The sequence below is a fragment of the Congregibacter variabilis genome, assembly GCF_045689235.1.
Classification (GTDB): Bacteria; Pseudomonadota; Gammaproteobacteria; order Pseudomonadales; family Halieaceae; genus Congregibacter; species Congregibacter variabilis.
This window is the reverse complement of record NZ_CP136864.1, coordinates 3287866-3313371: the sequence shown is the minus strand read 5'-3', so window position 1 is coordinate 3313371 and position 25506 is coordinate 3287866. Positions and strand designations below refer to the sequence as shown.

Genomic DNA, 25506 nt, shown 5'->3' with positions numbered 1-25506 from the left:
CAAAGCTACTCCATTACTGTCAGTGTGAGTGGATTGAGCTCAACCTCAATCTCACTAAACCCATAAAGTTCAGCGTCCGGCGTAGATACAAGAATGGCCTCAGGATCGTTTGTCACAATGATTGGTTCTGGGCAAGCTGCCAGCACATCACTCAAGGTGACTGCCGCTTGTTTCGCTTCCAAGGCATTAAGAACGCTCAAACAGTAGGTCGCCAAATCTTCCGGCTGGTCAGAAACAAGTACCGGCACCCATTCCCCCTGCCCATAGCGGTAGCCAGCTAATCCAAGGATCAGAATCAAACAAAACCCTATAACACCCCATTCAAGCGGTGGCGCCATAAGAGACTTTCCCCCCGACCTCGCGTCGGGATCATCTTTACTTGCCTTGCCCGGGTACTCCGGCGGCGGCGGTGTGGGCTCCGCCGGTTTTTCACCAGAACACTCGTGGCAGATATAGCCAGGGCGAGGATAAAAACGCTCCCCCACGCAGTCCTCGCAAAAATATCTACCGCAAACCGCGCAAACAAAATCTGCATCGAGGTCGGTATGATTCAGACATTCATTCATAGCATGTATTGGCGAAAACAAGGCCGTGTCACCCTGTACCCGCAAGTCCCATCGATTGATGGGCGAAGAGAATCCGATACCCGAGTATCTAAGTCAAGTTTATCTAGAGAAGGACCACGACATTTGTTTATTGGCACACCTTCGGTGCCAGCTCCCCGCACCGGTGGTGCAGGCGCGTTCACATGACCCGTTGTAGTAAAAGAGAACCCCGCATCCTAAAAGCAAAAACCCCTGCAGCGAAGCTACAGGGGTCTTTCCTTTTTGGCGCCTGGCGATGACCTACTCTCACATGGGGAAACCCCACACTACCATCGGCGATGCATCGTTTCACTGCTGAGTTCGGGATGGGGTCAGGTGGTTCCAATGCTCTATGGTCGCCAGGCAAACTGGCATGTCGGGGGTCGGTATTCTGGCCGCCCAACAAATTAGGTCGGTAGTTCAAGCTGAGGCCGGGTGTTCAGTCCGGTGTGTTTGTTTTCTGGTGTGTTGTTACCACACCGTGTTGTCACACTATGACTTGCTCACAACATCCGTTGTCTTCTTGTGTGCCCTTCCTTCACGAAGAAGGTCGAGTCACGCAAATAGCTTGGATTATATGGTCAAGCCTCACGGGCAATTAGTACTGGTTAGCTCAACGCCTCACAACGCTTCCACACCCAGCCTATCAACGTAGTAGTCTTCTACGGCCCTTCAGGACCCTCAAGGGGTCAGGGAGAACTTATCTTGGGAGGGGCTTCCCGCTTAGATGCTTTCAGCGGTTATCCCTTCCGAACGTAGCTACCCGGCAATGCGTCTGGCGACACAACCGGAACACCAGGGGTTCGTCCACTCCGGTCCTCTCGTACTAGGAGCAGCTTCCCTCAATTCTCCAACGCCCACGGCAGATAGGGACCGAACTGTCTCACGACGTTCTAAACCCAGCTCGCGTACCACTTTAAATGGCGAACAGCCATACCCTTGGGACCGGCTTCAGCCCCAGGATGTGATGAGCCGACATCGAGGTGCCAAACACCGCCGTCGATGTGAACTCTTGGGCGGTATCAGCCTGTTATCCCCGGAGTACCTTTTATCCGTTGAGCGATGGCCCTTCCATTCAGAACCACCGGATCACTAAGACCTACTTTCGTACCTGCTCGACTTGTCAGTCTCGCAGTCAAGCGCGCTTGTGCCTTTACACTAACCTCATGATTTCCGACCATGATTAGCGCACCTTCGTGCTCCTCCGTTACGCTTTGGGAGGAGACCGCCCCAGTCAAACTACCCACCACACACTGTCCTCGATCCCGATCAGGGACCTGAGTTAGAACCTCAACATTACCAGGCTGGTATTTCAAGGACGGCTCCACAATGGCTAGCGCCACTGCTTCAAAGCCTCCCAGCTATCCTACACAAATAAGGTCAAAGTCCCGTGTGAAGCTATAGTAAAGGTTCACGGGGTCTTTCCGTCTAGCCGCGGGTACACTGCATCTTAACAGCGATTTCAATTTCACTGAGTCTCGGGTGGAGACAGTTTGGCCATCGTTACGCCATTCGTGCAGGTCGGAACTTACCCGACAAGGAATTTCGCTACCTTAGGACCGTTATAGTTACGGCCGCCGTTTACCGGGGCTTCAATCAAGAGCTTCTCCGAAGATAACCCCATCATTTAACCTTCCGGCACCGGGCAGGCGTCACACCCTATACGTCCACTTTCGTGTTTGCAGAGTGCTATGTTTTTAATAAACAGTCGCAGCCAACTGGTCACTTCGACTGCCGTCAGCTTAGGGAGCAAGTCCCATCACCAACAGCAGCGTACCTTCTCCCGAAGTTACGGTACCATTTTGCCTAGTTCCTTCACCCGAGTTCTCTCAAGCGCCTGGGTATTCTCTACCTGATCACCTGTGTCGGTTTACAGTACGGTTCCTTTATATCTGAAGCTTAGAGGCTTTTCCTGGAAGCATGGCATCGACCACTTCACTTGTCGCTTTCGCTCGAAGCTCGTCATCAGTTCTCGGCCTTAGCAACCCGGATTTACCTAAGTCACCAGCCTACAACCTTAAACGCGGACAACCATCGCCGCGCTGGCCTAGCCTTCTCCGTCCCCCCATCGCAATATAAAGAAGTGCAGGAATATTAACCTGCTTCCCATCGACTACGCATCTCTGCCTCGCCTTAGGGGCCGACTCACCCTGTCCCGATTAGCGTTGGACAGGAAACCTTGATCTTCCGGCGGGGAGGTTTTTCACCCCCCTTATCGTTACTCATGTCAGCATTCGCACTTCTGATACCTCCAGCAAACCTCCCGGTTCACCTTCAACGGCTTACAGAACGCTCCTCTACCATGCATGCAAGCATGCATCCGCAGCTTCGGTTACCAATTTAGCCCCGTTACATCTTCCGCGCAGGCCGACTCGACTAGTGAGCTATTACGCTTTCTTTAAAGGGTGGCTGCTTCTAAGCCAACCTCCTAGCTGTCTGAGCCTTCCCACATCGTTTCCCACTTAATTGGTATTGGGGACCTTAGCTGGCGGTCTGGGTTGTTGCCCTCTCGACAACGGACGTTAGCACCCGCTGTCTGTCTGCCGTGATTGTACTCCTGGGTATTCGGAGTTTGCATGGGGTTGGTAAGTCGGGATGACCCCCTAGCCCAAACAGTGCTCTACCCCCCAGGGTAAGACACGACGCTCTACCTAAATAGATTTCGAGGAGAACCAGCTATCTCCGGGCTTGATTAGCCTTTCACTCCGATCCACAGCTCATCCCCTAATTTTTCAACATTAGTGGGTTCGGCCCTCCAGTTAGTGTTACCCAACCTTCAGCCTGGCCATGGATAGATCGCCCGGTTTCGGGTCTATTGCCTGCAACTAAACGCCCTATTAAGACTCGGTTTCCCTACGCCTCCCCTATACGGTTAAGCTTGCTACAGACAATAAGTCGCTGACCCATTATACAAAAGGTACGCAGTCACAGAACAAGTCTGCTCCCACTGCTTGTACGCACACGGTTTCAGGATCTATTTCACTCCCCTCTCCGGGGTTCTTTTCGCCTTTCCCTCACGGTACTGGTTCACTATCGGTCAGTCAGGAGTATTTAGCCCTGGAGGATGGTCCCCCCGTCTTCAGTCAAGATATCACGTGTCCCGACCTACTTATCGCATGCTCAGTACCACTTCCAGATTTTCGTGTACGGGGCTATCACCCTCTATCGCCGGACTTTCCAGACCGTTCCACTAACCCAAAAGCTATTACATGCAGGCTCTTCCCCGGTCGCTCGCCGCTACTGGGGGAATCTCAATTGATTTCTTTTCCTACGGGTACTTAGATGTTTCAGTTCCCCGCGTTCGCTTCTACGACCTATGTATTCAGTCGCAGATACCCAACTTACATTGGGTGGGTTTCCCCATTCGGACATTCCCGGATCAAAGGTTGGTTGCTACCTCCCCGAGACTTTTCGCAAGCTCCAACGTCCTTCATCGCCTCTGACTGCCAAGGCATCCACCGTGTGCGCTTAGTCACTTGACCATATAACCGAAGTTATCTGTTCTAGAAGACTCCCGTCCACGCCCTTAAGCAAATGCTTACGTGGCCGGGTTTAGTAAAGATCGTTTGAGATAAACGCGCGGTTAACGCACTTACCCGACTCCGATCCGCCGGATGTTGTGACGCTTAAGTCACAGTATGTTTTACAACATATTTTTCTATTACAACTCGTCGTGATAACGGGGAATTGAAACCCGCTACCACTGAACAATTTATCTATAAACCGTCTGACTCACACTCACATGCCTAAGCACGTAGCCTGTGTTTCAGCTCAGTTTATAAACTCAGCTTGATCTACCTTGTTAAAGAACATCCGGTTGTTAAAACCAGAGGTAGGTACAGCTCGCTGTACCTACCTCTGACTTTGCTAATACCACGCGGGTTACCGCTTACCTCACCATCTACTTACTATCACTTAACACGTAAATGGTGGAGCTACGCGGGATCGAACCGCGGACCTCCTGAATGCAAATCAGGCGCTCTCCCATCTGAGCTATAGCCCCAATTACTCGCCTTTACTGTAAATGTGCTCGCTCTGTTTGAGTGGTAGGCCTGGGCAGATTTGAACTGCCGACCTCACCCTTATCAGGGGTGCGCTCTAACCAACTGAGCTACAGGCCTATAAGTGAGTCTGCACCAGACACTATTCTTGCGTGGTATCAACCGATTAGATGAAGACAAAAGTGTGAGCACTCGTCAGGTAGTGCTTATCGTTTAAGGAGGTGATCCAGCCCCAGGTTCCCCTAGGGCTACCTTGTTACGACTTCACCCCAGTCATGAATCACTCCGTGGTGATCGCCCTCCCGAAGGTTAGGCTAACCACTTCTGGAGCAACCCACTCCCATGGTGTGACGGGCGGTGTGTACAAGGCCCGGGAACGTATTCACCGTGACATTCTGATTCACGATTACTAGCGATTCCGACTTCACGGAGTCGAGTTGCAGACTCCGATCCGGACTACGAAACGTTTTGTGGGATTCGCTCCCCCTCGCGGGTTTGCTGCCCTCTGTGCGTTCCATTGTAGCACGTGTGTAGCCCAGGCCGTAAGGGCCATGATGACTTGACGTCGTCCCCACCTTCCTCCGGTTTGTCACCGGCAGTCTCCTTAGAGTTCCCACCATTATGTGCTGGCAACTAAGGACAAGGGTTGCGCTCGTTACGGGACTTAACCCAACATCTCACGACACGAGCTGACGACAGCCATGCAGCACCTGTCACTAGATTCCCGAAGGCACTCCCGTATCTCTACAGGATTCCTAGGATGTCAAGGCCTGGTAAGGTTCTTCGCGTTGCATCGAATTAAACCACATGCTCCACCGCTTGTGCGGGCCCCCGTCAATTCATTTGAGTTTTAACCTTGCGGCCGTACTCCCCAGGCGGTCTACTTATCGCGTTAACTTCGCCACCAAGAAATCAAGTCTCCCAACGGCTAGTAGACATCGTTTACGGCGTGGACTACCAGGGTATCTAATCCTGTTTGCTCCCCACGCTTTCGCACCTCAGCGTCAGTGTCGAGCCAGGAGGCCGCCTTCGCCACCGGTATTCCTCCACATATCTACGCATTTCACCGCTACACGTGGAATTCTACCTCCCTCTCTCGCACTCCAGTCGGCCAGTATCGGGTGCAATTCCCAGGTTGAGCCCGGGGCTTTCACATCCGACTTAACAAACCGCCTACGCGCGCTTTACGCCCAGTAATTCCGATTAACGCTCGCACCCTCCGTATTACCGCGGCTGCTGGCACGGAGTTAGCCGGTGCTTCTTCTAAAGGTAATGTCACAGCTGTACGCTATTAACGCACAACCTTTCTTCCCAATTGAAAGTGCTTTACAACCCGAAGGCCTTCTTCACACACGCGGCATGGCTGCGTCAGGCTTTCGCCCATTGCGCAATATTCCCCACTGCTGCCTCCCGTAGGAGTCCGGGCCGTGTCTCAGTCCCGGTGTGGCTGATCATCCTCTCAGACCAGCTATGGATCGTCGCCTTGGTGAGCCTTTACCTCACCAACAAGCTAATCCAACGCAGGCTCCTCCAATAGCGCGAGGTCCGAAGATCCCCCGCTTTCTCCCTTAGGACGTATGCGGTATTAGCTCGAGTTTCCCCGAGTTGTCCCCCACTACTGGATAGATTCCTACGCGTTACTCACCCGTCCGCCGCTCTACTCATACCGAAGTATTTTCGCGCTCGACTTGCATGTGTTAGGCCTGCCGCCAGCGTTCAATCTGAGCCATGATCAAACTCTTCAGTTTAATCTTTAACCTCAGCCTCTCGGCATGAGGGTTAGTTTTCACAGTAACCCGCGCTAACTAACAAATCTCGGCTCAGACACATCTCGAAATCATAAATTACTAACTACATAAATGTAGTCATGAATTGATGAGTCACTTGTTGTGTCTGAATAGTCATAAACAACTATCCCAACAAGTGCCCACACTTCTGTCTTCATCTTCTTGTTAAACACCCATCAAACCGCTTGGGTTTGATGCTTTCCTGCCGACCTACTGATCAGCGGGGAGGCGAATTATACTCACATGCTCAATGCGTGCAAGCGATATTTCGAATTAGTTTCCAAAGACCGCAAAACGGGCCGCGACGGTATTCAGTTTCGAGCGAACAGGTGGTACTTCTTCTTCCCCAGTCGTACCAGATAAAAGCGCCCGAAAAGCGCCTTGTCTGCAGCAAACGCGTCCTTAGGAGAAGCGTTGTCAGACATACCCAGCGCCCGGCCGTTGACGATCACCGCCTCGCGCTGCAGGGCATCTTTTATCTGCTTACCTGACGCCGCAAGCCCCGCGTCGGTCAGCAGCTGAGTCAAAGTCTCCGGCATTCCAGCAGGAGCTAATACGCTAGAGGGCAAACCATCCAGCATCAACTGCTCCAGATCCGGTTCAGAGAGCCCCGAAGGCTCTCCACTGAACAGACTTTCGGTGATCCGCTGCGCCGCTGCCAGACCTTCATCGCCATGCACCAACCTGGTGACTTCTTCGGCCAGAATGCGCTGCGCCTCAGGACGACCACTTCGCTCGGCATCCGCGCGCTCGATGTCAGCAATATCAGCAACCGCTAGAAAGGTGAAGTACCGGAGGAATCGATAGGCATCGCTGTCAGCCACAGATAGCCAGAACTGATAGAAGCTATAGGGCGACGTCCGCGCCGCATCCAGCCAGATTGTCCCGGATTCGGTTTTGCCGAACTTACTGCCGTCCGATTTGGTGATCAGAGGCATCGTAAGACCATACACTTGCCCACCGTGAAGACGACGAGTCAGGTCAATACCGCCGGTGATATTGCCCCACTGATCAGACCCACCCAACTGCAACCCACAGTCGTAGCGCTTGTAAAGCTCTGCAAAGTCGTAGGATTGGAGGATCATATAGGTGAATTCTGTAAAACTAATACCGCTGCCTTCGCGCTCGATACGCTGCTTCACCGACTCTTTCTGAATCATCGCATTGATAGAAAAGTGCTTACCGATATCCCTCAGAAACGTCAGCACATCCAGATCGCGGGTCCACTCGAGGTTATTGACCACGACCGCGCTTTGGGCTCCGGCGTCAAAGTCCACAAAACGGGACACCTGATGACGCAACTTCTCCACCCAGCTTTCCACAATATCGGGCGTATTGAGTTGCCGCTCCTGAGCTTTAAAACTGGGATCACCAATAAGACCGGTAGCGCCGCCCACAAGGGCAATAGGCCTATGCCCCGCCAGCTGAAAGCGACGCAGCATCAAGAGAGGTACTAAAGATCCAATATGCAGGCTATCGGCCGTGGGATCAAAACCGCAGTATAAAGAGCGTGAGCCTTCATCCAGCCAGCCGGCAAGCTTATCTTCACCGGCAATCTGAAATATCAGTTCCCGCTGCTGTAGTTCGGTAAGCAGTGTACTAGTCATGGTCATCACTTATATCGCGGAGCCAGCCCGGGCCGACTCTCATCGTTCGTGGTCATTAAAAGGCTGGCGACCTTACCGCACCAAACGCTGAACGCACTAGGTGAAATCCGCCACTATCTCTAAAACGTATCTTTTTTATATACTCAACACCCAATAATCGGGCCCGTGACATGATCACCCATAAAAAAACACCCCGCGGCGCAACTCCCATCGCTGAGCGACAAGGCATTTCGCACCACCACATTCTTGCGGTGGCGGGCCTGTCTGCGCTTGTAGCAATAGCCGCGATCATCACCCCGTCCGGTGACGTAAACGCCACGCGCAGCGTCTCTGAGGCCGTCTTGGTGGAAGAGAACGATACTCTTCCCTCGACAGAAGTCGCTCCCATCATCGAGGCCGCTCAGGCCGTGGCGACAGTCGATGATCTTACAGAAGAGCCAAGCCCTCCCGCATCCCAACCCTGGGAGGAGTTTATCGTCCGCAGCGGCGACAACCTGTCGCTTTTGTTTAAACGAGCCGGGTTCGGCACCGCCGACGTATACCAAATCGTACATACCGCCCCTCAGGGTCGCGACCTGGAGCGTATCTACCCCGGCCAGAGCCTGGCATTCCTCCGCGATGAAAGCGGTGGGCTCGCAGCCGTTCGCCACACCATTAACGGACTACAGTCGGTCGTATATCGACGCATGGACGGGGGCTTCTCCTCTGAGCGCGCGATCCGAGAGCCCGAGCAGCGCCTGAGCTGGGCAACAGTAGAAATCGAGTCTTCGCTGTTTCTCGCCGGTCGCGAGGCTGGACTATCGAGCAACCTTATTATGGAGGCCGCCATTATATTGGGCGGCGTCATCGACTTTGTGATGGACCCGCGCAAAGGCGACACCATGGAGATCCTTTACGAGGAGCTTTATCTCGATGGCGAGAAGTATGAAGACGGTAAGGTAGTCGCAGCTTCTTACACTAATCGTGGCGAACGCTTCGACGCCTATCGCTATATCGATAGCAAGGGCATGACCAGCTACTACAACGAAGACGGCGTCAGTATGAGAAAGGCCTTTCTAATGGCTCCGGTTGATTTCACGCGCATTAGCTCAGGCTTCAATCCTCGACGAAGACACCCTATTTACAAAACAGTACGTCCGCACAACGGCACAGACTACGCAGCACCTCGGGGCACCCCGGTATTTTCTGCCGGTGACGGTCGGGTTGTGGAAGCGGGCTATAGCCGTGCGAACGGCAATTATGTATTTATTCAACACGGCGATCGCTACGTCACAAAATACCTGCACCTGAACAAGCGCAAGGTAAAGAGCGGCCAACGCGTCGTGCAGAGCCAGGTAATCGGCACGGTAGGATCAACCGGTGCCGCGACGGGTCCTCACCTGCATTATGAGTTTCTGGTAGGCGGCGTGCATCGCAATCCGCGCACCATCCACAAGAGTTTGCCAAAGGCGAAGTCGCTTCCTCAGGAGGAAATGCCGCGCTTTAGAGTTGCCATCGCCGATGCGTCGACGCAATTGGCACAGCTTCGCGAGGAACGACGCCTCGCCTCGGTGACCCCAAGCGGCGATATTGGCGCACCCTGAGCACCATGGCGCCTCATGGCCTGTTCATAGGGCTGATGTCTGGCACAAGCATGGACGGCATTGATGCTGTCCTTGTAGAAGTGGCTCAAGGACAAACGCTCCTCAAAGACACACACACTCAAAACTATGACCCTGCACTGCGTGACCAACTTGCAGCACTGGCCGCTGGGACTGGCGATAGCGTTCATGCCCTCGCGACGCTTGATCGGACTGTAGGCATTGAGTTCGCGAAAGCAACGAATACTCTCCTGAGTAAAAGCAAGCAAAAACCCACCGATATCACAGCCATTGGCAGTCACGGACAAACAGTCCGCCATCACCCCCAGGGGCCCACAGAAAGTCGGTACTCACTACAAATCGGCGACCCAGCCAGTATTGCGGAGCTAACCGGCATCACCACGGTGGCGGACTTTCGCCGTCGCGACATTGCAGCGGGGGGCCAGGGTGCGCCTTTGGTTCCCTTGTTCCACGCTTCGCAGTTTGGCATCCAAGGTCAATGCAGGGCCATCGTCAATATTGGGGGAATCTCCAATGCGACACTGCTCGACGGCTCCGGCGTGCTTGCCGGATTCGACTGCGGGCCGGGCAACACCCTGCTTGACGCCTGGATCAGGCGCAACACAGGGGATGCCTTCGATGCAGACGGCGCCTGGTCAGCGGAACACCAAGCAGACCCGGGGCTACTGGAACGCTTAACACAAGACCCCTATTTCACGCGAAGCGGCCCCCGGAGCACGGGTCCCGAACTGTTCAATCTCCAGTGGCTGGACGCCCAGCTGGGCAGTGATCTACATCCCGGCGTCGTTCAGGCAACACTTGCAGAATTAACCACCTTTGCCATCGCCGACAGCCTGCGGCGTTGTGAGCAACAGCCCGAGGCGCTTTTTGTGTGTGGTGGCGGCGCTCGCAATACAGACCTGATGCGACGTCTACACACACGCTTGGACACGATGCACATTCGATTGGGTACAAGCGACGAACTGGGGCTGGCAGCAGAGTGGGTGGAGGCCTGTGCCTTTGCGTGGTTAGCCAACCGAACCTTATCGGGCCAACCCGGTAACGCAGAACGTGTGACCGGCGCAGCGGGACCTCGGGTGCTGGGTGCCATTCATCCAGCGTAGGGGGTTTTATTGGCGTGCTGACGCTTGAGTAAGAGAAGCTTTAAGCTTTAACTACGAAGCTAGACAGAGAACGAAGCGCCACAGCCGCAGGTTGTCGTTGCGTTGGGGTTGTTGACAATAAAGCGCGAACCCTCAAGTCCCTCGCTGTAATCAACCTCAGAGCCCGCGAGATAAGGGAAGCTCATGGGATCCACAAGCACCGTTACGCCTTCACGCTCGATCGTTGTGTCATCTTCTGCGGCATCTTCGTCAAAAGAAAAACCGTATTGAAAACCCGAACAACCTCCGCCAGTAATGAACACGCGGAGCTTCAAGGCGGTATTTTCTTCCTCGCTCACGAGTTCACGTACCTTGTTGACCGCTCGGTCAGACAAGGTAATGGCGTTTGGATCAAAGGCTTCTGCGACAGTCATGCTATTCCGGATACCAGGCGCCTGCTGGGTCGATAAAACTATTGATTAATAACCAAGTGTTAAAGGTAGCGGCGCAATAAAACCAAGTAACAGAGTCAAGTATAGCGGCAGCTGGGCGCGACCGCTATACAAGGTTGCACTTAAGGCAGGAGACCCGGCTGTGCAATTCCCAGACTCTCGTCTTCGCCAAACATCAGATTCATACACTGAATGGCCTGCCCCGCCGCACCCTTTACGAGATTATCCTCTACAGCTGTCACCACCACGGTATCCCTGCTTCCGGGCACCGTAAGAGCCAACTGACAAGTATTGGCACCGCGAACGCTCCGGGTCTGCGGGTATTGCCCCGACGGCAGGACGTCAACAAAGGGCTCGTCGCGATAAAACGCCTCAAACACCGTCTGTAAATTCGCCGCACGCCCTGCGTCGTTCAGTGTGGCATAGAGCGTCGCGTGAATGCCGCGAATCATCGGCGCTAGATGCGGCACAAAGGTCAGGGATATCGGACCTCCCGCAATATCAGCCAAACCCTGCTCGATCTCGGGCAAATGTCGGTGACCGCTCACCGCATAGGCCTTGAAACTGTCACTGACCTCGGTGAGAAGGTTATCAATCTTTGCCTGGCGCCCGGCTCCACTGACTCCGGAAACCGCATTGGCGATCAGTGATTGTGTATTCACAAGGCCCGCAGCGAGTAGCGGCATGAACCCCAATTGCACCGCCGTGGGATAGCACCCCGGACAGGCCAATAACTGCGCTGTACGAATCTGCTCGCGATTGCGCTCCGGAAGTCCATAAACCGCGTCCGCAATCAACTCCGGGCAGGCATGGGTTTCGTTATACCAATGCTCCCAGAGTTTCACGTCTCGAATTCTAAAGTCCGCCGATAGATCAACCACACGGGTTCCCGCAGCAAGCAGCGTGGGCACACTGCGCATGGCAACGTTATGGGGTGTCGCAAAGAACACCACATCACAGGCAGCCAACTCAGCGTCATCGGGATCGCTAAAACCCAGCTCGATATGACCGCGGAGACTGGGAAACAAGTCATCCACACGCCGTCCGGATTCCGCGCGGGAGGTAATCAATGCGATCTCCACCTTTGGGTGCGAAACAAGCAAGCGCAGCAGCTCTACGCCGGTATAGCCCGTGCCGCCAACAATACCTACCTTGATCATGATGCCTCCCGTGTATCGAGGCGCAGGAGTATATCGCCAAAGCAGCCCATAGAATTGCTACCATTGATGCTTTATCGATTGGAACACCCGCTTGGCACCTAGCTTCGGATCCTATCGGCGCGCGCTGACGCGTTACGACTCTGTCACAGCCTACGCGCTGCTGGGCATCATTGCCGGCATCTCGTCCGGCGCAGCAGTGTTAGCGTTTGAGCACGGTATTGAACAAATCGCGCAGATTTGGGGTGTGGGTAATCGTGGGGAGGACTACGAAACACTCAGTGTCCTCAACCGGTTTCTCCTGCCTTCGCTGGGCGGATTGGCACTGGGCATCGTATTTTCGTTTTTACGCCCGGAAGATCGCGAAGTTGGCATCGTCCATGTCATCAGCCGACTACATAGCAATTACGGCATGCTTCCCTGGCGCAATGCGGTAGTGCAATTCTTTGGCGGAGTGCTGGCGCTCGCCACCGGTCAGTCGGGCGGACGGGAAGGCCCTGGTGTGCATCTTGGCAGTGCCATCAACAGCATTATCGGCCAGCGACTGGCACTCCCAAACAACAGCCTTCGGGTGCTCATTGCCTGTGGATCGGCCGGCGGAATTGCGGCCGCCTTTAACACCCCCTTGGCGGGGGTGATTTTTGCCATGGAAGTGATCATTGCCGAATACACCGTCGCGGGTTTTATGCCGGTTATGCTCTCAGCGGTAGCAGCCTCAGCGTTGAGCCAGCGATTTGGCGGCGGCTCAGAGATTTTCGATATGTCGAGCGTGCAGCTAAACACGCTCTGGGAAATACCCTACATAGCGCTGCTTGGTGTTTTTAGCGGCTGCGCTGCAGCCATGCTGATTCGCACCAGCACCATCAGTGCAGGCTTTGGAAAATGGCCGTTGATTGTTCGTTTCACATTGGCGGGCGTAATTACCGGCGCACTAGGCATTGTTATTCCGGAGACGCTGGGCATCGGCTACGACACGCTGGGCAAAGTAATGTACGGGCAGATCGCACTGGGTGCACTGCTGCTCATCGCTGGTGCCAAAATATTCGCCACCGCAATCAGCGTCGGATTTGGTATGCCGGTGGGACTCATCGGTCCTACCTTGCTTATCGGTGCCTGCCTGGGTGGATTCTTTGGGCAACTGGGGTATGTGTTTTACCCCGACATCGCTACCGATCCAACGCTCTACGTAACCATTGGCATGGCCGCGGCTATGGGCGCAACCTTCGGCGCACCTCTGGCGGCCTGTCTGGCCGTCATCGAGCTAACCCAGAGCACCAGTGTCGCGATGCCGGCTCTGCTGGCTATCATTCTGGCCAACCTCACGAACCTGAGCGTATTCAGGCAGCGCTCTGCCCACCGCAGCGTTATTAGCCAGCTCCGACGGCAACTTCCTGACGACCCACTGAACCAGCTTCTTCACCGTACGGACGTCAACGCCGTCATCGATGGCAGCGTCGTCGTTATCGCCGAGAAGGTGAAGCCCGCCGTTTCCGCGACACTCGCGCTTCAGGTACCTAACTGGTGCCTGGTGAGTCGCGATGGAGACGATCTTTTTTTGGTGAGTGGCAAAGATCTTATGGCCTGGCTTCAGGAGACGCCCGATCAAGACTCTGAGGAAGTTCTCATTCGCGATGTCAGCGAATCATCACTGCGCCGCTGGACGATCGCTGCGGTGCCGGAGCAGGCCACGCTAAGGCAGGTTCTGGATATCCTGAAAGCGCGGACGGTCGAAGCGGTCTGTGTGTACACTCGAGGTCAAAAGGGCAAGCGAAGCCTGCGCGGTATAGTGACTCGCGATCGCATCGAGCGCTTTACCCTGGACCACCTAAACGCCTAGGATTCACCCCATGCTCTGGTTACGTGCACTGCATATTATTTTCGTTGTCTGCTGGTTTGCAGGCCTATTTTATTTGCCCAGAATATTCGTTTACTACGCTGCAAGCGAACACCCCGAGACCCGAGCTCAGCTGGCAATAATGTCCCGAAAGCTCTACCGGTTTGTCACTCCCTTTATGGTACTAACGATCATCTTTGGTGTAAGCCTGATCAGCCTCAATGTGGACTACTACCTCAGTGCGACCTGGCTGTGGCTGAAACTGGCAGGCGTGGCGTTCCTGGTGGTCTACCACGTGCAATGCGGCAGGTACGTCAACCGCATCAATGCCGACGAAGATCACCACACCCACGTGTTCTACCGATTTTTTAATGAAATTCCTGTACTGTTTTTGTTCGCCATCGTCTTTCTGGTAGTCCTCAAGCCATTCTGAGAACATTTGAACAAAGATTGCCAACAACATTGCCAATAACAGTATTAAGGAACCGGTCTTCAGTCGCCGAAAGCGTCATAATTTGAACCCTGACACCCACTAACAAGGAACGGCATCCACTATGAGCCGATCATCGGAACTTTTTGAGCGCGCAAGCCGGCACATACCCGGCGGCGTCAATTCACCCGTTCGCGCATTTAAGGCAGTGGGCGGGACCCCGGTTTTCATCGACCGGGCAGATGGCGCCTATATCTTTGACTGCGACGGCAAGCGCTACACCGACTATGTGCTCTCCTGGGGCCCCATGATCATGGGACACAATCACCCCGAAGTGCGCGAAGCCGTTATTCGCCAGTCAGAAAAAGGTCTGAGCTTTGGTGCGCCTACGGAACTCGAAATTGAGCTGGCCGATACGATCTGCGACATCATGCCGAACATGGATCTGGTGCGCATGGTGAATTCGGGCACCGAAGCCACCATGAGCGCAATTCGTCTGGCCCGGGGCTACACCGGCCGCGACATAATCGTGAAATTTGAAGGCTGCTATCACGGTCATTCAGACTCACTGCTCATTAAGGCCGGCTCTGGCGCACTCACTCTGGGAGTACCCAGTTCACCAGGGGTCCCTGCAGCACTTGCCGACTACACCATGACCTTGACCTACAACGATGTCGACGGCCTGAGGAAGGCCTTCGCTGAGCACGGCGATAGGATCGCCTGCCTCATCGTTGAGCCCGTGACCGGCAACATGAACTGCATCCTGCCCAAGCCTGAGTTTCTCAGCGCTATGCGCGAAGTCTGCACCGCCAGCGGCGCAGTGCTTATTCTCGATGAAGTAATGACCGGTTTTCGCTTCGGCACCCATGGGGCTCAGGGACATCTGGGCGTTGAGGCTGACCTCACCTGTCTCGGAAAAATCGTCGGCGGGGGGATGCCCGTAGGCGCCTTCGGGGGCAAGCGCGAGATCATGGAACAAATTGCACCTTTGGGGCCTGTCTATCAAGCAGGCACCTTGTCAGGAAATCCCATCGCCATGGCAGCGGGACTGGCGACCATGCGAATCATCTCCCGACCGGGGTTTTATGAGCCCATGTTTGCGCGAACCCAGGCCCTGTGCGATGGCATGCAAGGCGCCGCGGACAAAGCCGGGGTACCGTTCACCACTAATCATGCAGGCACCATGTTCGGAGGATTCTTTACAGATGCCGAAAGCGTATCCAACTATGCTGACGTCATGGCCTGCGACACCGATAGCTTTGCCCGCTTTTTTCACCACATGTTGGATCTCGGCGTGTATCTGGCTCCGGCGTCCTATGAGGCCGGCTTTATGTCCGCCGCACATACGGACGCAGACATTGAGCAGACCGTTGCCGCGGCCGCTACCGCGTTTGCCGCACTGTAAGGCCTAAAGGAGATAGCAATGGCTTTTGAATCTACCCGCGGCGCCTTTCCGGGCACGCGCATGCGCAGGCTCCGCGCCAGTGATTTTGCCCGGCGACTCGTTCGTGAGAACGCCTTGTCACCCAACGACCTCATCTACCCTGTTTTCGTCCTCGAGGGAGAGAATCAACGGGAGGCTGTACCGTCTATGCCCGGCGTCGAGCGCCTGAGCATTGATCTTCTGGTGGAACTTGCCGGTGAAATGGTGAGCTTGGGGATTCCTGCAATTGCTCTGTTTCCGGTTGTGCCCGCACACAAGAAAAGCCTGCTAGCGGAAGAAGCGTTCAATACAGACGGCCTCGCTCAACGCGCGGTTCGTGCACTCAAACAGGCTCAGCCGGAACTCGGCGTGATTACGGATGTTGCTCTGGATCCATTTACCACGCATGGCCAGGACGGAATCATTGACAGCGAGGGCTACGTCCTCAATGACACAACCACCGATATACTGGTAAAGCAGGCGGCCAGCCACGCAGCAGCCGGAGCTGATGTCGTAGCACCTTCGGACATGATGGACGGGCGCATCAGCGCGATTCGCGGGGTTCTGGAAGAGGCTGGACACGTCAATACCTTGATCATGTCCTATGCCGCCAAATACGCGTCCAGCTACTACGGCCCCTTTCGTGATGCCGTAGGCTCCTCGGGCAACATCAAAGGCGGGAACAAGTTCAGCTACCAGATGGACCCGGCAAACAGCGACGAAGCTCTACATGAGTGTGCGCTGGATCTTGGCGAAGGTGCAGACATGATTATGGTAAAGCCCGGAATGCCGTACCTGGATATCGTCCGACGGGTCAGCGAAGAACTCAAAGCTCCCACCTTTGCCTATCAGGTAAGCGGCGAGTACGCGATGCACATGGCAGCCTTTGAAAACGGCTGGCTATCTCGGGAGGCAGTGATGCTCGAGTCTCTTATGTCGTTCAAACGCGCCGGTTGCGCGGGCATTCTCACTTACTTCGCCTTGGATGCAGCGCGCGCACTCCAGTAACCGTTTTGTAGTGATGCCTGGCCTACGGGTCATTGTGGCATTGCTACTGAGCGGCCTTTGCAGCGCGCTGCACGCTGAGTGCGCTTGCCTGTGGCAAGGATCCTTTAGCGACGTTCAACAATCAGCCGATCTGGTGATTGCAGCAAAAGTGCTTAGCATCAAGGGAAATGCTGTCGATGTTGCCGTGGAAGAGAATCTCCGGGGCCGCAACTATCTCGATAGGGTCCGGGTATGGATGGAGACCCGGGATTACTGTCGACCTCCCGCAGAGGATTTCCCGGTGGGCTCGCGCTGGGTATTCGCTCTGAAGCGCATTTCGGAAGTACCCAGCGATGGCTTTGACTCATCTACGCCCAACCAAAGCTTTGGCCGAGTAGATGACTATTACCTCTCAAGCTGCGGTGGCTACTGGCTGAATTACAGTGGCGAGGCCGTCACAGGAAATCTCGTCAACGCCCCTCGTTGGGCCCGCGACCCCGATATGACGCCGGTGCTTATGGATCTTCTGCGCGCGTTTTTACGCAGCGAAGCGTCCAGTGAGGCCTTGCTGGAAGCAAGCCGAGAAGACCCTGCGCTCACCGATCTGATGCTTGATACCAAAGCATTCCTGCGCGGTGACGAGGGCGGCAACTAAAAAAAGGTTCATCGCGTATTCGCGGGATACGGCTTTTACGACTACCACCCCAAAGACACTCCGGTGGGTGGCCCGGCCCCGTTTTACTCGAGCTGCTCGCGCATCTCCATCGGCATCCTAGTATTAAACAACGCGCTCGACGGACGCTCGAGCAAAGCGGCGCCGAGCCACTAGGAATCTTCAGGACAGGTGACTCACGAAACAGCGCCGAAACATCGCACTGATCAGGTCAGGCAGGCGGTAGTCCTTTGAGCGTCCGTCGAGCGCTTTTAACAATGCTGAGGCCTATCTGGAGATGCGCGAGCAGCTCAAAGGACTGCCGACTGTCTGGCCGCCTAGCGGCGACGCCAGCGGCGACGCTCGGGAGACTTCCCCGCCACTACATCCATCAACTCATCGAGCATACGCAAAGACAGACCCCAGATACGTCTTTCCTCATAGAAGTAGCAGGGCATGCGTAAGCGAATGCCGTTGCGCTCCCAGACCATTTCCTCGCGGTTGTCCGTATCCAGCAAAAACTCCAGAGGCACCCAAACAACCTCGGCAACTTCGTAGTTTGGATGAAAGTTCACGCTGCGCTTGAGGTGGAAAACATAGGGCGATATCACCAAACCTCGAAAACGACTATTTACCGCATTGAGCTCCGAAAGCTTACCGATGCAAGGCTCCAGCGTACCGAGATGCAAGCCGATTTCTTCTTCGGTTTCTCTTCTTGCTGTAGCAAGGCCGTTTTCGTCCTCCGCCTCCATGCGCCCACCGGGGAATGCCATCTGCCCCGACCAGGGGTCCCCCTCATGCTCTGCCCTGCGAATCATCCAAACACCAAGCTCGCCATCCCGAAGCTGCAATATCAGCGCAACGGATGCCCGCTTCATGATCCCTTTCAACCATTTACGCGAGGGTCGATGACTGGCCAAACCGGATTCGGCCATTTGTAATAGGGAGATGGACACAGGGGTGTTTGCCTTAAGGCGAATATTCTCTGACAGGGGATTAAGCCAGCAGGACATGGCAGTCGCAAGCGCAGAGACTAAAAACTTCGTTTTACACACCACTGGCTGGACTCAATTACACTGCCTTGGACTGCGTATGAGGAATCACCGGTGCCCGAATCACCCAAAGATTATTTGCTTTGCACCCAACAACTGGCACTCAGTTACCGCGCCAAACCCGCTTTACAGGGCATTAACTGGCAGTGGGAACAGGGCGATCACTGGGCCATTCTCGGCGCCAATGGTGCTGGCAAGACTGCGCTGGCGACCATTATCGCCGGGGAGCAAACGCGCTACGCGGGCAGCCTGGTGCGAAGCGATGAGCTGAGCACCGGAGGCACGGCCTACGTGTGCTTCGAGCGGGGTCGACGCTTGTGCGAGCGGGATCAAAAGCTCGATTGCGCGGAGTTCGAAAGCAACGCCAGGGATATCGGCACCCGAGTGCGCGACCTACTGCCGACCGAGGGCTGCTCTGCACAGGAATGGGACCAGCTCGTAGCGCTTCTGGATATGCAGGATATCCTGGACCGGGGGCTGCGTTACATCAGCACCGGCCAGATGCGCAAAGCACTTTTGGCCAGCGCGTTGTTGAGCAAGCCCACACTACTGATTCTGGACAGTCCCCTGGATGGTTTAGACGCTGCCACACAACAACGGCTCCACGAAGCTCTCAACAGCATAATCTTGCAGACACCGGCCGTTCTGACGCTGTGCCGCAGCCCGCAAGAGATCCCCGACGCCTGCAACCGCCTGATGCTTCTCGAGCGAGGACGCATCGTTGCGACGGGTAGTCCTCGGGAAGTACTCAGTAGCCCTGAGGGTCAAAAAGCGATGGAAGCTCCGCCGCTGGACTTTGGCTTGCCGCCGGCCAAACCGGGGCTGGAAGCACCTGACTGCGTTACCGCTACCATAGAGCTCAACAATGTATCTGTCTCTTTCGGCGATCTCTGTGTGTTTCGGAACCTCAACTGGCGCATGGGCCCGAATCAACACAGTCTCATCGCCGGACCCAATGGCTGTGGAAAAAGCACGCTGCTTGACCTGCTCACTGGCGACAATCACAAGGCTTACGGACAGGATGTATCGCTGTTTGGCAAACGCCGGGGCAGTGGTGAAAGTGTTTGGGAGATTAAAGCGCGATTTGGGAGGGTCGATGCCCGGATGCAGTTTGCAGTGCCTAATGGCAGCAGCGTAGAGGCGGTAGTGCTCTCGGGTTTCTTTGACAGCATTGGTCTTCGCGACCGCCCGAGCGACCAGCAGCGCGCTGCTGCACGGCACTGGCTAAGCGCTCTGGGACTTGCCTCAGAGCGATCACGAGAATTCCACACACTCAGCTTTGGTCTGCAACGTCTGGTGCTCCTGGCTCGGGCCATGGTCAAGGAACCGGCCGTGCTACTACTCGATGAAGCGACGCTGAGCCTCGATCCCGGGCACAGACGACTGCTGCTGGATGCGGTGGATCACGTAGTGGATGAGGGACGCTGTCAGTTGCTATTCGTAAGTCATACGGCCGGCGAACTACCTCGATGCATTAACCAGCTACTGCAATTCGAACCGAAAGAAGACGGCTCGAGGATTCTTGTGAGTGATCTTTAGGACTCAATAAATTTACGCAAAGCGGCGCAGGTCGAGGAAGAGCAATACAACAATCCTCTCTCGGCACTGGCCGAAGCACGCTGGGGTCTGCCGGCTGCATCGTGACTTCGAGCAAGTTCCAGGTACACCTCTGCACGCTGGGGAGCGATACGCAGCGCACGCTCGAGACGGGCAAAGCTGGCCGACAGGTTTCCGCCCTCGCGAAACGCCCGGGCCTCCTCAAGAAGACTGTCAACGGGGCTTACCGCGGGGGAAACGGTGGAGTCTGTAGGTAGCGTGGGTGTAGGAACGCGAGACCTTGGCAGATTAGCCTCCGGGGCTTCTGGCGACACTGGCGCGGGACCCGAAGCACAGGCACCTAAGAACAGCAGCCCCAGCGCAAGCAGCAAAGCTCTAAAATACTTCGGCTTCAATTCAGGCATTAATCACCACCAAACAGTTTTTCGAACCAGCCGCGAATACCCTCTGCCCTGGGCTGACACCCGGTACTACTCTCAGGCTGAGAACCCACGATAAATGGCAGCAAGCGGGCATTCTGGCAACCCTCGCCGGTAAGATCCCCGCTGACATCATCTATGCGATGCAGCTCTACACCACCGGGCATACGATAGCTCAAGGGCCGACCGGCCGCTTTCGCCATAAAGTCCGCCCATACGCGCAGAGCTCCGCTGGACCCGGTGAGCCCTGTGGCATCGTTATTGTCGCGGCCGATCCAGGTCACGGCGAGCAGATCGCCAGAAAAACCCGCAAACCAGGAGTCTCGTCCATCGTTGGTGGTGCCGGTTTTGCCCGCCACATGGAAGTCGTCGGCAAGACTGCGGTAAACGCCGCGCCCGGTGCCCTCGCGAACTACCTCGCGCAAGGCGTAGTGCAACAGATGTATGGCTCGGGGATCTACCGCGCGCTCGTATTCAGTGATGTTGTTGCGAAGAATTGCTCCCTCGCGATTCACAATAGAAAGAATGCTCCTCAAAGGGGTACGAGTTCCGTCTACGGCAATGGTCTGATACAACCGCGCCATCATCAGCGGTGAGTATTCACCGGCGCCGAGCACCAGCGATGGCACTTTTGGAACATCCTGGCGAAGGCCCAGACGTTGCAACATATCAACCACCGCGGGCAAACCTATATCCATACCCAGACGGGCAGTGGCCTGATTGTAGGACTTGGCGAGCGCGCGATGCAGAAGGACATCACCATGGGATTCCCGATCAAAATTGCGCGGCGCCCAGACGTCCCCGTTAGGTCCGGCTATACGCAAGGGCGAGTCGTCCAGCGGCGTCGCCAGGGTGTAGCGCTCTGATTGCTCCAGAGCAGCAAGATAAACCGCCGGTTTCAGTAGAGAGCCTGCGGGGCGCCTGGCATCCAGGGCTCGATTGAATCCTGCTGCCCGCGGCTTTCGCCCCCCCACAATAGCCACCACCTCGCCGTTAACGGTGCGCGTCACAACACTAGCGGTCTGAAGGTCGCCCGCCGGATTCAGCATATCCATGACACGGGTCGTACTGCGCTCCAGCTGATCCTGCAGACGGGGATCAAAGGGCGTAAAGATTCGCAGGCCAGCCGTCGCATAGTCCTGCTTACGATACTGTTCCTTCAAGTGACGCCGCACCAGATCCAGATACGCCGGGTAACTGTCAATGCGCCGCGCACCGCCCACAGATAAAGGCATGGCCTGCGCCACCACGGCTTGCTCCTGATTGATCAGTCCCTGCTCGGCCATCACCTGAAGCACCAGATCCCGTCGCTCCCGCGCACGCTTCGGATTGCGGTTTGGGTTGTACAGGCTCGGGCCCCGAATCATTCCGATCAACAGCGCCTGCTGATGCAATCCCAGCTCTTCCAGAGGCCTGTCAAAGTAGTGCAATGCAGCAAGGGCAAATCCATGAATAGCGCGGGGACCATCCTGGCCCAGATACACCTCGTTAAGATAGCTCTCGAGAATCTGTGACTTCTCGTAGTGCACTTCGATGAGCACGGCCATTAGCAGCTCAAGTACCTTACGCCTGAGAGTACGTTCAGAACTCAGGTAGTAGTTCTTGACCAGTTGCTGCGTGACGGTGCTACCACCGGCGACCACACGCCCGGAGCGCATATTGCCAAGGGCAGCACGAGCAATACCCGTCGGCGAAAACCCCCAATGCGAATAAAAACTTCGGTCTTCAATAGCCAGCAGGCCACTCTGAAGCGTATCGGGCACCTGATCGAGGCGCAGCAAAATACGGTCCTCACCGTGTGCAGGATAGATACCGCCCATTTTGGTGGGTTCCAGGCGCAAAATATCCAGCTCGGCGCCAGCACTGCTCAGCGCCGCCAGTGAGGCGCCAGAAAACTCCAAAGTAGCCATGCGTGCGGGCTCGCGCCCGTCGGGGAACACAAAGCCTCTACTGTGAAGTCGCATACGCGTTCCAAAAACCTCGTACTGACCGCGATCGCGCACACGGTCGACTCGGCGATATCCCAGGCGCTCCAATTCCTGCACCACGGCAGTCTGAGGGAGCCGCGCGCCGACAAAAAGCTCCAGCGGACGCGCATAGACCTGCGCAGGCAATGCGTAGCGTTTGCTTTCGAAGGTATTGGTGATAAGCGCATTCAGATAGAACAGCCCGGCGAATACGACGCAGGCGAGAACGATGAGGAGCTTACGCAAAAATTGAAGAGAACTGGCCATGGCCGCGCAGTGTACTTCGGGGCAGGTCCGTCAGCCACTTGCAAGGGAACTTTTCGATGCCGCCCTACACATCGCCGTGCAAGATGCGCATAATGCCGCGCTCATTTGTGCTCAGGATAGAACATGAAGCGTTTTAAGGTGTACGGACTCGGCGCAGCACTAGTCGATACAGAGATTCGTGTTGACGATCCATTGCTGGCTGAACTGGGCGTTGAGAAAGGGCTGATGACCCTCGTGGACAGCAACCGTCGCGGAGCACTCTTGCGGGCCCTGGACGGACACTTGGTAGAAGCGAATCACGCCAGCGGTGGCAGCGCCGGCAACTCCGTCATCGCCACGGCGCTGTTTGGTGGGGAATGCTTTATGACCTGTCGTGTGGCTGATGACGCCGACGGTCGTATTTATGTCTCCGACCTGCGCGATGCAGGCGTCAGTTTCTCGGCTCCGGTGAGAACCGATGAGCCCACAGGCAAGTGCCTGGTGCTGGTGACTCCCGACGCTGAGCGCAGTATGAACACCTATCTGGGAGCCTCCGAGAAACTGAGCATCGAGCAGCTGAATCCCGAGGCCATCATCGACTCCGAGTACGTCTATATTGAAGGCTACCTTGTAAGCTCCGAAACAGGCCTCGCTGCAGCCGTTCGTGCCAGGGAAGTCGCTCAAGACGCGGGTATTCCTGTGGCACTGAGTTTTTCGGATCCTGGCATGGTGCAGTTCTTTCCCGAGCAATTTCGACAAATCGTGGGGCCCGGCGTAGACCTGGTCTTTGCCAATGATGCCGAGGCCAAAAGCTGGACCGGCACCACCGAACTTGCAGACGCCGTAGAAGCCATGAAAGATACAGCCAAGCGTTTTGTAATCACCCGTGGTGGCGACGGAGCGGTGTGCTTTGACGGCGAGCAGCTACACGAGATACCCGTGCATTCGGTAGATGCCCTGGACAGCAATGGTGCCGGCGATATGTTCGCAGGTGCTTTCCTGTATGCACTTACCGAAGGGCACGACTTCCCAACGGCCGGGCGGTTTGCCAGTTTTGCCGCCGGGACTGTGGTATCCCAGTGGGGGCCTCGCCTTGCGCCAGAACAGTATGGGACACTACGGGACAGCTTTTTTGGGAAGAGCTGAAGGCTCAAAAGCCGACAGCCCCCAAACGCTGAGTAACGAACCCACGGACAAAATCAGGAATCGTAGTCATTATGGACAAGCCGCATATCAAGACCGACCCCCTGTACCAGCTGTTGCGGCAGGAAGACATCAAGGCCTTTAACGAGCAACGCGACACACTGGATTCCAGTAAGCTGCGAAACGGTGATTACCGCGGGCGCGACCTTCGGAACATGAACGCGAAGGGCCTGGACTTTTCTAACTCTTACTTTCGTAACGCAGATCTATCGGGCATCGATTTTCGCTCCACCAATATTCAGGGCGCGAGCCTTCTGGATGCCAAGCTCTCGGGGGTGTACTTCCCGGAAGAACTGAGCGCCGAAGAGATTCGCCTGTCGCTGGATACCGGCACTCGACTGCGCTATCGCAAGGACTGAAACCCGCGTCAGCCCTGAGACAACAGGTCCCGAAGATCAATGATCGCAGCGTTAGCGCGACTGATATAGGACGCCATCACCAGAGAGTGATTTGCCAGCGGGCCAAACCCAGAGCCGTTAAGAATAAGCGGACTCCACACAACACCCTGCGTGCCTTCAAGCTCCCTGACGATTTGTCGCAGGCTCACCTGGGCATTCTTGTTTTGCAAAATATCAGCAAAGTCGACCTCCACTGCCTTTAAGAAATGAATGAGAGCCCAGGCCGCACCCCGGGATTCATAAAACACGTCGTCAATCTCGTTCCAGGGTGTCCGCACCTCCAACTCACTGGGTGCCGCCGTGGACTGACTCGCATTGCCATCTCCAGCAAGATCCGTGTTCAGACGTCGCTCGGACACGCTCGCCGACAGTCGCTGAGAAAGGCTCCCCAAGCGGGTGTTCACCATCGCCAACCACTCGCGGAGATTGTCCGCTCGCGCATAGAACTGTGCATTCTGGGCATTGGGGTCCATCAATCGCTGAAGGTAAGCTTGTGTCGATCGCATGGCCTTGCGGTATTCGTTTTCTGAGGCGGGAAGCAGCCAGCTGTTTGACTGGAAGTTCAGCAGTGGCTCTGCAAGAGACAGGTCCCCATCTTCCTTGGACTGGGATTGCGAGCGTGAAAAGAACTCGCGCATCGCACGCACCAAGTCCCGTGACTGAATAAGCGCGCCGTACTCCCAGTTGGGGATATTGTCCAGGTAGACACCCGGCGGAAATCTATCGTTACGCAGATACCCACCGGGCTTTGACAGCATGGTGTCCACGACCCCGAGCAAAGCCGCAGTAGTTACTGCACCGGTTACCGGCGCGGCTGCGGCATCACTGGCAGCGAGACTCGTAGTGTAGCTTCGAGCCCGCTCAACGACATCGAACTCTGCGGGCGTAACGCTCCAGTAGACGCCCAGAACAAGCACCACCAGCGAATACACGACAAACGTGGCCAGCGTGATCGACAGCCACCGCCCCTGCGGCAGGTAATCATCGGCAAAGTTGCGCAAGCGTCGACCCCAGCCAAGCTTAGGGATGTCGGAGCTGGCATTTGTGTCATCGGTCATGAAGATCGC

Annotated in this window: 18 protein-coding genes, 2 tRNA genes and 3 rRNA genes; 10 read left to right on the top strand and 13 right to left on the bottom strand. The window is 55.7% G+C overall.

The genetic code is table 11. The features are described from left to right. Positions 1 to 5: 5 nt before the first annotated feature. The 7 genes from R0135_RS14765 to tyrS form a co-directional block, all read right to left on the bottom strand. Positions 6 to 338, bottom strand: coding sequence for a hypothetical protein (locus R0135_RS14765; RefSeq protein WP_407347681.1), 333 nt, complete (start codon positions 336 to 338; stop codon positions 6 to 8). Between the two features lie 494 nt (positions 339 to 832). Beyond that, positions 833 to 948, bottom strand: a 5S ribosomal RNA gene (gene rrf / locus R0135_RS14760). 213 nt (positions 949 to 1161) lie between these two features. Continuing rightward, a 23S ribosomal RNA gene (locus R0135_RS14755) occupies positions 1162 to 4066 on the bottom strand. A 445-nt stretch (positions 4067 to 4511) separates the two neighbouring features. Continuing rightward, a tRNA-Ala gene (locus tag R0135_RS14750) sits at positions 4512 to 4587 on the bottom strand. A 41-nt stretch (positions 4588 to 4628) separates the two neighbouring features. Further along, a tRNA-Ile gene (locus tag R0135_RS14745) sits at positions 4629 to 4705 on the bottom strand. Positions 4706 to 4799: 94 nt separating this feature from the next. Continuing rightward, positions 4800 to 6333, bottom strand: a 16S ribosomal RNA gene (locus R0135_RS14740). The 16S, 23S and 5S rRNA genes sit together here with 2 tRNA genes alongside, the layout of an rRNA operon. Positions 6334 to 6683: 350 nt before the next feature. Beyond that, entirely contained in the window at positions 6684 to 7985 is a 1302-nt protein-coding gene (gene tyrS / locus R0135_RS14735) for a tyrosine--tRNA ligase (RefSeq protein ID WP_407347680.1), read from the bottom strand. 164 nt (positions 7986 to 8149) lie between these two features. Here tyrS and R0135_RS14730 point away from each other — a divergent pair, with 164 nt between their 5' ends. Together R0135_RS14730 and R0135_RS14725 are read left to right on the top strand one after the other, a co-directional pair. Beyond that, positions 8150 to 9562, top strand: a complete 1413-nt coding sequence (locus R0135_RS14730; protein ID WP_407347679.1) for a peptidoglycan DD-metalloendopeptidase family protein — start codon at positions 8150 to 8152, stop codon at positions 9560 to 9562. A 5-nt stretch (positions 9563 to 9567) separates the two neighbouring features. Further along, positions 9568 to 10683, top strand: a complete 1116-nt coding sequence (locus R0135_RS14725) for an anhydro-N-acetylmuramic acid kinase (protein WP_407347678.1) — start codon at positions 9568 to 9570, stop codon at positions 10681 to 10683. A gap of 59 nt (positions 10684 to 10742) precedes the next feature. On the opposite strand, the gene erpA is transcribed toward R0135_RS14725, so the two are convergent. Continuing rightward, positions 10743 to 11096: an iron-sulfur cluster insertion protein ErpA gene (gene erpA, locus R0135_RS14720; RefSeq protein ID WP_407347677.1), complete on the bottom strand. Its 354-nt coding sequence runs from the start codon at positions 11094 to 11096 to the stop codon at positions 10743 to 10745. A gap of 140 nt (positions 11097 to 11236) precedes the next feature. Further along, complete coding sequence (gene argC / locus R0135_RS14715; RefSeq protein ID WP_407347676.1) at positions 11237 to 12274, bottom strand: N-acetyl-gamma-glutamyl-phosphate reductase; 1038 nt, start codon at positions 12272 to 12274, stop codon at positions 11237 to 11239. A 91-nt stretch (positions 12275 to 12365) separates the two neighbouring features. Between argC and R0135_RS14710 the strand changes: the two genes are divergently transcribed. From R0135_RS14710 to R0135_RS14690, 5 genes are all read left to right on the top strand, one after another. Then, complete coding sequence (locus R0135_RS14710; protein WP_407347675.1) at positions 12366 to 14108, top strand: chloride channel protein; 1743 nt, start codon at positions 12366 to 12368, stop codon at positions 14106 to 14108. A gap of 10 nt (positions 14109 to 14118) precedes the next feature. Next, positions 14119 to 14538: a CopD family protein gene (locus R0135_RS14705; protein WP_407347674.1), complete on the top strand. Its 420-nt coding sequence runs from the start codon at positions 14119 to 14121 to the stop codon at positions 14536 to 14538. A gap of 121 nt (positions 14539 to 14659) precedes the next feature. Continuing rightward, positions 14660 to 15940 (top strand): glutamate-1-semialdehyde 2,1-aminomutase, encoded by a 1281-nt coding sequence (gene hemL / locus R0135_RS14700; protein WP_407347673.1) that lies wholly within the window; start codon positions 14660 to 14662, stop codon positions 15938 to 15940. Positions 15941 to 15958: 18 nt separating this feature from the next. Continuing rightward, the gene (gene hemB / locus R0135_RS14695) at positions 15959 to 16966 is read left to right on the top strand and encodes a porphobilinogen synthase (protein WP_407347672.1); all 1008 of its coding nucleotides are present in this window, start codon (positions 15959 to 15961) and stop codon (positions 16964 to 16966) included. A 13-nt stretch (positions 16967 to 16979) separates the two neighbouring features. Continuing rightward, positions 16980 to 17600, top strand: a complete 621-nt coding sequence (locus R0135_RS14690) for a delta-aminolevulinic acid dehydratase (protein WP_407347671.1) — start codon at positions 16980 to 16982, stop codon at positions 17598 to 17600. Positions 17601 to 17935: 335 nt separating this feature from the next. Here R0135_RS14690 and R0135_RS14685 read toward each other — a convergent pair whose 3' ends face one another. Beyond that, positions 17936 to 18553, bottom strand: a complete 618-nt coding sequence (locus R0135_RS14685; protein WP_407347670.1) for an NUDIX hydrolase — start codon at positions 18551 to 18553, stop codon at positions 17936 to 17938. 150 nt (positions 18554 to 18703) lie between these two features. On the opposite strand from R0135_RS14685, the gene R0135_RS14680 reads away from it, so the two are divergent. Next, complete coding sequence (locus R0135_RS14680) at positions 18704 to 20188, top strand: ATP-binding cassette domain-containing protein (RefSeq protein WP_407347669.1); 1485 nt, start codon at positions 18704 to 18706, stop codon at positions 20186 to 20188. Here R0135_RS14680 and R0135_RS14675 read toward each other — a convergent pair. Then, complete coding sequence (locus tag R0135_RS14675) at positions 20185 to 20610, bottom strand: hypothetical protein (RefSeq protein WP_407347667.1); 426 nt, start codon at positions 20608 to 20610, stop codon at positions 20185 to 20187. The two genes, R0135_RS14680 and R0135_RS14675, sit on opposite strands and share 4 nt — an antisense overlap. Then, entirely contained in the window at positions 20610 to 22859 is a 2250-nt protein-coding gene (gene mrcB, locus R0135_RS14670; RefSeq protein WP_407347666.1) for a penicillin-binding protein 1B, read from the bottom strand. The genes R0135_RS14675 and mrcB overlap by 1 nt, the downstream gene beginning before the upstream one ends. Positions 22860 to 22982: 123 nt before the next feature. Here mrcB and R0135_RS14665 point away from each other — a divergent pair, with 123 nt between their 5' ends. Further along, a complete protein-coding gene (locus R0135_RS14665) occupies positions 22983 to 23984 on the top strand; it encodes an adenosine kinase (protein ID WP_407347665.1) in 1002 nt (333 codons plus the stop codon). Positions 23985 to 24055: 71 nt separating this feature from the next. Further along, entirely contained in the window at positions 24056 to 24400 is a 345-nt protein-coding gene (locus tag R0135_RS14660) for a pentapeptide repeat-containing protein (protein ID WP_407347664.1), read from the top strand. An 8-nt stretch (positions 24401 to 24408) separates the two neighbouring features. On the opposite strand, the gene R0135_RS14655 is transcribed toward R0135_RS14660, so the two are convergent. After that, positions 24409 to 25497, bottom strand: a complete 1089-nt coding sequence (locus tag R0135_RS14655; RefSeq protein ID WP_407347663.1) for a DUF2333 family protein — start codon at positions 25495 to 25497, stop codon at positions 24409 to 24411. Positions 25498 to 25506 lie beyond the last annotated feature (9 nt).